Origin of the sequence: Psychromicrobium xiongbiense (assembly GCF_030271165.1) — a bacterium.
In the GTDB taxonomy this organism is placed as follows: domain Bacteria; phylum Actinomycetota; class Actinomycetes; order Actinomycetales; family Micrococcaceae; genus Renibacterium; species Renibacterium xiongbiense.
The window spans coordinates 21,955-27,954 of record NZ_JASSZH010000016.1 but is presented as its reverse complement, the minus strand read 5'-3'; the positions used below and the strand labels follow the sequence as shown (position 1 = coordinate 27,954).

Genomic DNA, 6,000 nt, shown 5'->3' with positions numbered 1-6,000 from the left:
TGGGGGGCCCCCAGCTGTGTGGCGTGACGTTACTTGAGGGTAACGGTTGCGCCAGCCTCTTCGAGCTGAGCCTTGGCCTTCTCGGCAGTCTCCTTGTTGGCGCCTTCGAGGACAGCCTTGGGAGCGGCGTCGACCAGGTCCTTGGCTTCCTTGAGGCCGAGGGAGGTCAGAGCGCGCACCTCCTTGATGACTGCAATCTTCTTCTCGCCAGCCGACTCGAGGACGACGTCGAAGGAGTCCTTCTCTTCCTCAGCAGCAGCGTCGCCGCCGCCAGCGGCAGGGCCGGCAACTGCAACAGCAGCAGCGGTGACCTCGAAGGTCTCCTCGAACTGCTTGACGAACTCGGAGAGTTCGATGATGGTCAATTCCTTGAAAGCTTCGATGAGCTCGTCATTGGTGAGCTTAGCCATGAGTGGCGCTCCTTTTCTATGCTGTGGCCTGGTGGCCGGGTCTACGGTTTCTGGCTCAGCGAGCCAGGGGTATCAGGCAAACGCCTGGGGACTCAGGCTTCGGTGGTCTCCACGGCCTCAGCAACAACCTCAGCGGCCGGAGCCTCTTCGGTTGCGGCTTCTGCCCCAGGAGCCTCTTCAGCAGGGGCCTCGGCGGCCTCTTCGGCAGCTTCAGCGGCAGGAGCCCCTTCAGCAAGCTTGATCCGCAGGGCATCGATGCTACGTGCGGCAGCAGCGATGGGGGCCTTGAGGATGCTGGCGACCCTGGTGAGCTGGAGTTCACGCGACTCGAGGGCAGCCAGAGCGGCGACCTCAGCAGCGTCCAGCGCCTTACCCTCGAAGTAACCCGTCTTGATGACGAGTTCCTTGTTGGTCTTGGCAAAATCCGTCAGGCTCTTCGCAGCGGCGACGGCGTCGCCCTTGATGAACGCGATGGCGGTCGGGCCAGCAAGCTGGCCGTCGAACGCGTCGACCCCGGCTTCCTTGGCGGCAATCGCCGTCAGCGTGTTCTTGACTACGGAGAACTTGTTCTCGGTACCCAGGGACACGCGCAGCTCCTTGAGCTTCGCGACGGTGAGCCCACGGTATTCGGTCAGGACTGCGGCCGTGGAATCCTTGAAATCAGTGGTGATCTCCTCAACGGCTGCCACCTTGTTTGGCGTTGTCATAACCCTCCTTCCGGGATGTCTGTACCGGTGGTTCGGGCTCCGACACTAAAAAAGCCCCGCGCGGCTGCACGGGGCGCAACTCGATCCTGAGGGCAGATTGCTCCCGGGAGAGTAGTGCTTCGTTCGCCTGCGCAGGCCGTTCACATGGAGGAACTTTCGGATCTGGTGTTCCAGCGAGCTGGACACAACCGATCGACCGGCGGTCTTTGGTCTGTTCAGTCTAGGCCGAAGTCATACCCGCGGGCAAATTGACCGCCATTGCCTCCCCCGCTAAAGTCTGGGACACGGAGATTTATCCAGTGTTTGGCTATGCTGAATCTCTGGATACTCGGGCTGAGATTCCGGACACAGACCCTGATTCAGGCCAGCATCCGTCCGACTACGCCTTTCCTGGTGTCCACGGCCAGCCGATCGGAGAACGATCCATGAGTCCCACCGAGTCCCCGGAAGATCCGGACCCCGCTGACAGGCCGCCGCGCACCTCGCCCCCCTGGAGTCCGGAGAAACCGGAACTCCGTCCGGAACTGGCCCACCCGGCGCCCGGGCTCATCAACCCGGCCGCACCGGATGACGGCACCAGAACATACCGCCGGAGCGAAGAGCTCAGCGACGATCAACGAGCTCGACGTAAGCGCCGCCGCACGGTCGTCGTCAGCCTGGGCATCACCGCTTTGGTGGCCGGGTCGATCATTGCCGTCGTGGCCAGCCGTCAGGACGATCCCGAGTACGCCCAGGTCTGTTTCAACGATGCCGGCGAGCGCGTCGATGATGTGAACTGTGGCAGCGAAGATGGTCGCGGCTCCGGCATCTATGCCTGGTACTTCTACGCACGAGGCGCGAGCGTTCCGGCCATCGGCCAGAATCGCAGCAGCTACCCGTCCTACACCACCTCGCGGCCCAGCAATGCCAAACCCGCCACGGGATTCACCAGCAAGGGCGGCACGGTCAGCCGTGGTGGCTTTGGCGGCTCAGGTGGCTCGGGCAGCCACGGAAGCTCAGGAGGGTAGCGGCGGTGAAAAGGCATCTGGTGACACCGCGCCCCGACTGGAAAAAGACGATCGAGGAGCAAGGGCTGGTGTACTCGACCAGTTTCCGTGCCGACGGCACCCCCACGGAGTACTGGAACGAGTCTGCTTACTACGAGTTCGAGTCCAACGAGGTGGAGACCCTCGAGACCACGGCCGAGGAACTGCACCGGATGTGCCTGGAGGCCGCACAATTCCTGGCTGCGGGTGGCCTGGGTGAGATCGGCATCGGACCGGAGGCTCTAGCCCTGGCAGCGGAATCCCTCGAGCACCACGATGCCGACATCTACGGACGCTTCGATGTGATCTATGACGGCCAGGGTGGCCCGGCGAAACTACTCGAATACAACGCGGACACCCCGACGGGTCTGATTGAGGCCTCCGTGGCACAGTGGTTCTGGTTGCAGGACGTCTTCCCCGAGAAGGATCAGTGGAACGGGATCCACGAGGCACTGATCCGGCAGTGGAAGAAACTGCAGTACCGCACCGGGATGAGCATGCTGCACGTGACCCACTCGGAGCAAGAGGAATCCGGCGAGGACTGGATGACCGCGGCGTATATGCGCGATGTCGCCTCGAGCGCGGGGTGGACCACCGTAGGGATCAACCTCTCCGACATCGGCTGGGATCACGGTCTGAACCGCTTCGTCGATCTGGACAACTTCGTCATCAGCACCATCTTCAAGCTGCATCCCTGGGAAGTGATGATGAAAGAGCCCTTCGGTCAGCACCTGCTCAACCGCGCGCAGAACCCGCGATGGGTGGAACCGGCCTGGAAAATGCTGCTCTCCACCAAGGCCCTGCTGCCTGCACTCTGGCACCTGTACCCCGACCACCCGAACCTGCTGCCCGCCTTTCTCGACGATCCGCACGGCATGGACGCCTGGGCGGCCAAGCCGCTGCATGGCCGGGAAGGGGACAATATCCGGATCCACGCGCCCGGCATCGAGATCAGCCAACCCGGCGGCTACGGCCGGGAGGGTTGGTGCTACCAGCAGTACGAGCCGATCCCGGACTATGACGGTAACCATCCCGTGCTGGGGCTATGGGTGGTCGATGGCGAATCGGTCGGCTGTGGCATCCGCGAATCCGATGGGCCGGTGACGGACTACTACTGCCGCTTTGTCCCCAATACGATCAACGCACCCGCTCCGGTGCTGCCACCCACTGCCGAAACCTACGGAGCCGCCCTGTGAGCGCACCCCAGCACCACGCACCCAGCTCCCCCGACGATCAGCCCACCATCACGGTGACCCCCAAAGGGCTCCGTGCCGGCATCCTGGATCTGGGCGATTCCGTGATGCTCGGCCTGGCCTCCACCGCCCCGGTCTATTCCCTGGCTGCGACGCTGGGCTTGATTGTGGCCGTCAACGGCAACTACACCCCGCTGATCATGCTTCTCGGATTCATTCCCGTCCTGTTCATCGCCTATGCCTTCCGTGAGTTGAACCGGGCGATGCCCGATTGCGGGACGACCTTCACCTGGGCGGACCGAGCCTTTGGCCCCTGGGCCGGGTGGCTGGGCGGCTGGGGCGTTGCGCTGGCCGGCATCGTGGTGCTGGCGAATCTTGCTCAGATCGCCGGCCAGTATCTCTGGCTGCTGGTCGGTGACGGCTCGCTGGCCAGTAACCCCTGGGTGGTGGGTGCCACGGCTGTGGCGTTTATCGCGGTGATGACCTACGTCAATCACCACGGCATCCGGCTCGGCGAGCATGTTCAGCGAGTGCTCACCTATGTTCAGTACCTGGCCCTGGGTGCCTTCGCTCTGGCGCTCATCATTCATATCGTGGCCAACGATTCATCGACGGTACAACCCTTCAGCTTTGAATGGTTCAACCCGGTGAGCGCCTTTGCCGACCCGGGCGCGGTGGTTCACGGCGTGCTCCTGGCCCTGTTCATCTACTGGGGCTGGGATACCTGCCTGGCGCTCAATGAGGAAACCGAGGAGCCGGGCAAAACCCCGGGGCGCGGTGCGATCATCTCCACGGTGGTGCTTTTGGGAATCTATCTGGCGGTGACGCTTCTGGTCATGATGTACGCCTCGGTGGGCACCGAGGGCATCGGTCTGGCCAATGGCGCCCATAAGCAGGACATCTTCTGGGCCATGAAGGACGTCGTCCTCGGCCCCTGGGGATGGTTGATCGTGCTGGCCGTGCTGGCCTCGGTACTCTCCTCCACGCAGACCACCATTCTGCCGACCGCCCGCGGCACACTCTCGATGGGCGTGGCCGGAGCATTGCCGGCCCGCTTTGCGCACGTCGATCCCCGGCTGCAGACGCCCGGGTTCTCCACCCTGGTGATGGGCGGCATCGGCATCGCCTACTACGTGGTGATGAGTATTTTCAGCCAGAACCTTCTGGCGGACTCAATCAGCGCCATCAGCCTGTTCATCGCGTTCTACTATGCGCTGACCGGCTTCGCCTGCGTCTGGTATTTCCGGTCGACGCTGCGCGAGAGCGCGCACCACTTGTGGTTCCGCGGCATCCTGCCGCTGCTGGGCGCCCTGTCCCTGACGGCCGCATTCATCATTTCAGCGGTGCAGATGTGGCAGCCGTCCTACGGCAACACTCAGATTCTGGGTGTGGGTGGGGCGTTCATCAGCGGGGTGACCCTGCTGGCGCTGGGCGTCGTCCTCGCCATCGTCTGCCGCTTCTCCCCCGCCACCCGAGGGTTTTTCACAAGCTCAAGGCTTGGCAGGCATCCCTCCGGGCAGCCCGCAGAGCACCACTAGTCAGAAAGCACCTTTTGCCACTGCCCGGTCACCCCGATATTCAGCGACCACCAGAGTCTCTTCCTGGTACGCCGCATCCTGCCGATGAGCGAGCAGGTTCAGGACGGTGAAGGCGACCAGTCGCCCCGTTGGCAGATGCTCGATGGCGCCGACCAACCGCGTGCAACCCTGGGCCCCGGCCACCCGCTCCGTTTCCCGGACTCGGGCGCCATCCCACGGCTCTTCCTCCAGCTGCACCCAGCCCGGTTGCGCGCCCACAGGCTGTGACTCCGCATCACGGCCGCCCAGCTCCAGGCGGCTCACCTGTTCCACCTGCTCAAGGGTGAAGTCATGGCCCAGAGCGTTCCGGCCCTGCCGCCGCAGAAGGGCCTCAGTGGCATTCAGCAACGTTCTGCCAACCCCTCGACGGCGCACCTGTGAGTCAACGGCCCGGAGCAGAATCTGCTGCGGCATTGACCCCGGAACGGATCCGCAAGGACAGGGCGATTGTCCAGGCGCCAAAGACCAGCGCGAACAGGCTGAAGATCCACAAGACGGTGAGCAGACCGATGCCGGGAACGGCCAGCACGAAAATGCCCCATAGCAGGGTGAGAATGCCGGAGGCCAGCACCCAACCCCAGACCGGGCTGGGCTGGCGTCGCAGGGTTATCGACTGGCTGATCTGCAGGACACCCAGAAGCGCTGCCCAGAACCCGATGATGAACCCGATCACGACGGCAGTCACCGCCGCACTGAAGACCGGCCAGAGAATTGCCACCAGGCCCGCCAGCACGGACACGACGCCTTCGAACAGGACCCAGCCCCAGCGGCTCAGCTCCCGCCGGGATCCCAGTGCCATGCCGATCGCGGACACCCCGTCGACCAGGGCGTAGACACCAAATACCGTCACCAGGACCAACACGGTGGTTGAAGGTGAAAACAGGGCGAAGAGGCCCAGAAGAACGGCGACGATACCGCGGACCAGCACCAGCCACCAGAGACGTCGACTGGCCGAATACAACTCGTTCATGGAGATCATCCTTCGAGCTAAGAGTTAATTCAGTGAAAACAAAGCCTCTTTCAGTATGCCACGGCCCGGGCTGCTCTCTGTGGAGATGCAAGTTAAACGCCGAAGGGCCGGGAAGCCT

General features: G+C 63.4%; 7 protein-coding genes. 3 read left to right on the top strand and 4 right to left on the bottom strand.

Annotation, left to right across the window (positions count from 1 at the left end; all coding sequences use genetic code 11):
- Nucleotides 1–29 precede the first annotated feature (29 nt).
- Nucleotides 30–410 (bottom strand): 50S ribosomal protein L7/L12, encoded by a 381-nt coding sequence (gene rplL, locus QQM37_RS06525; RefSeq protein ID WP_285725799.1) that lies wholly within the window; start codon nucleotides 408–410, stop codon nucleotides 30–32.
- Nucleotides 411–502: 92 nt separating this feature from the next.
- Nucleotides 503–1,117: a 50S ribosomal protein L10 gene (gene rplJ, locus QQM37_RS06520; protein WP_285725798.1), complete on the bottom strand. Its 615-nt coding sequence runs from the start codon at nucleotides 1,115–1,117 to the stop codon at nucleotides 503–505.
- Nucleotides 1,118–1,542: 425 nt separating this feature from the next.
- On the opposite strand from rplJ, the gene QQM37_RS06515 reads away from it, so the two are divergent.
- The 3 genes from QQM37_RS06515 to QQM37_RS06505 are packed head-to-tail and all read left to right on the top strand — an operon-like array spanning nucleotide 1,543 to nucleotide 4,873.
- On the top strand, nucleotides 1,543–2,124 hold the full coding sequence (locus tag QQM37_RS06515) for a Tat pathway signal protein (RefSeq protein WP_285725797.1): 582 nt from the start codon (nucleotides 1,543–1,545) through the stop codon (nucleotides 2,122–2,124).
- Nucleotides 2,125–2,129: 5 nt separating this feature from the next.
- Nucleotides 2,130–3,338: a glutathionylspermidine synthase family protein gene (locus QQM37_RS06510; RefSeq protein WP_285725795.1), complete on the top strand. Its 1,209-nt coding sequence runs from the start codon at nucleotides 2,130–2,132 to the stop codon at nucleotides 3,336–3,338.
- Nucleotides 3,335–4,873 (top strand): APC family permease, encoded by a 1,539-nt coding sequence (locus tag QQM37_RS06505; protein WP_420030132.1) that lies wholly within the window; start codon nucleotides 3,335–3,337, stop codon nucleotides 4,871–4,873. The genes QQM37_RS06510 and QQM37_RS06505 overlap by 4 nt, the downstream gene beginning before the upstream one ends.
- Here QQM37_RS06505 and QQM37_RS06500 read toward each other — a convergent pair whose 3' ends face one another.
- Both QQM37_RS06500 and QQM37_RS06495 read right to left on the bottom strand, forming a co-directional pair.
- Nucleotides 4,874–5,326, bottom strand: a complete 453-nt coding sequence (locus QQM37_RS06500) for a hypothetical protein (protein ID WP_285725794.1) — start codon at nucleotides 5,324–5,326, stop codon at nucleotides 4,874–4,876. It lies immediately after the preceding gene.
- The gene (locus QQM37_RS06495) at nucleotides 5,295–5,882 is read right to left on the bottom strand and encodes an HdeD family acid-resistance protein (protein ID WP_285725793.1); all 588 of its coding nucleotides are present in this window, start codon (nucleotides 5,880–5,882) and stop codon (nucleotides 5,295–5,297) included. The genes QQM37_RS06500 and QQM37_RS06495 overlap by 32 nt, the downstream gene beginning before the upstream one ends.
- Nucleotides 5,883–6,000: the final 118 nt, after the last annotated feature.

What these genes read in the sequence shown, in the direction of transcription:
- rplL (WP_285725799.1), bottom strand. Translation starts at nt 410, where the DNA reads ATGGCTAAGCTCACCAATGACGAGCTCATCGAAGCTTTCAAGGAATTG.
- rplJ (WP_285725798.1), bottom strand. Translation starts at nt 1,117, where the DNA reads ATGACAACGCCAAACAAGGTGGCAGCCGTTGAGGAGATCACCACTGAT.
- QQM37_RS06515 (WP_285725797.1), top strand. Translation starts at nt 1,543, where the DNA reads ATGAGTCCCACCGAGTCCCCGGAAGATCCGGACCCCGCTGACAGGCCG.
- QQM37_RS06500 (WP_285725794.1), bottom strand. Translation starts at nt 5,326, where the DNA reads ATGCCGCAGCAGATTCTGCTCCGGGCCGTTGACTCACAGGTGCGCCGT.
- QQM37_RS06495 (WP_285725793.1), bottom strand. Translation starts at nt 5,882, where the DNA reads ATGAACGAGTTGTATTCGGCCAGTCGACGTCTCTGGTGGCTGGTGCTG.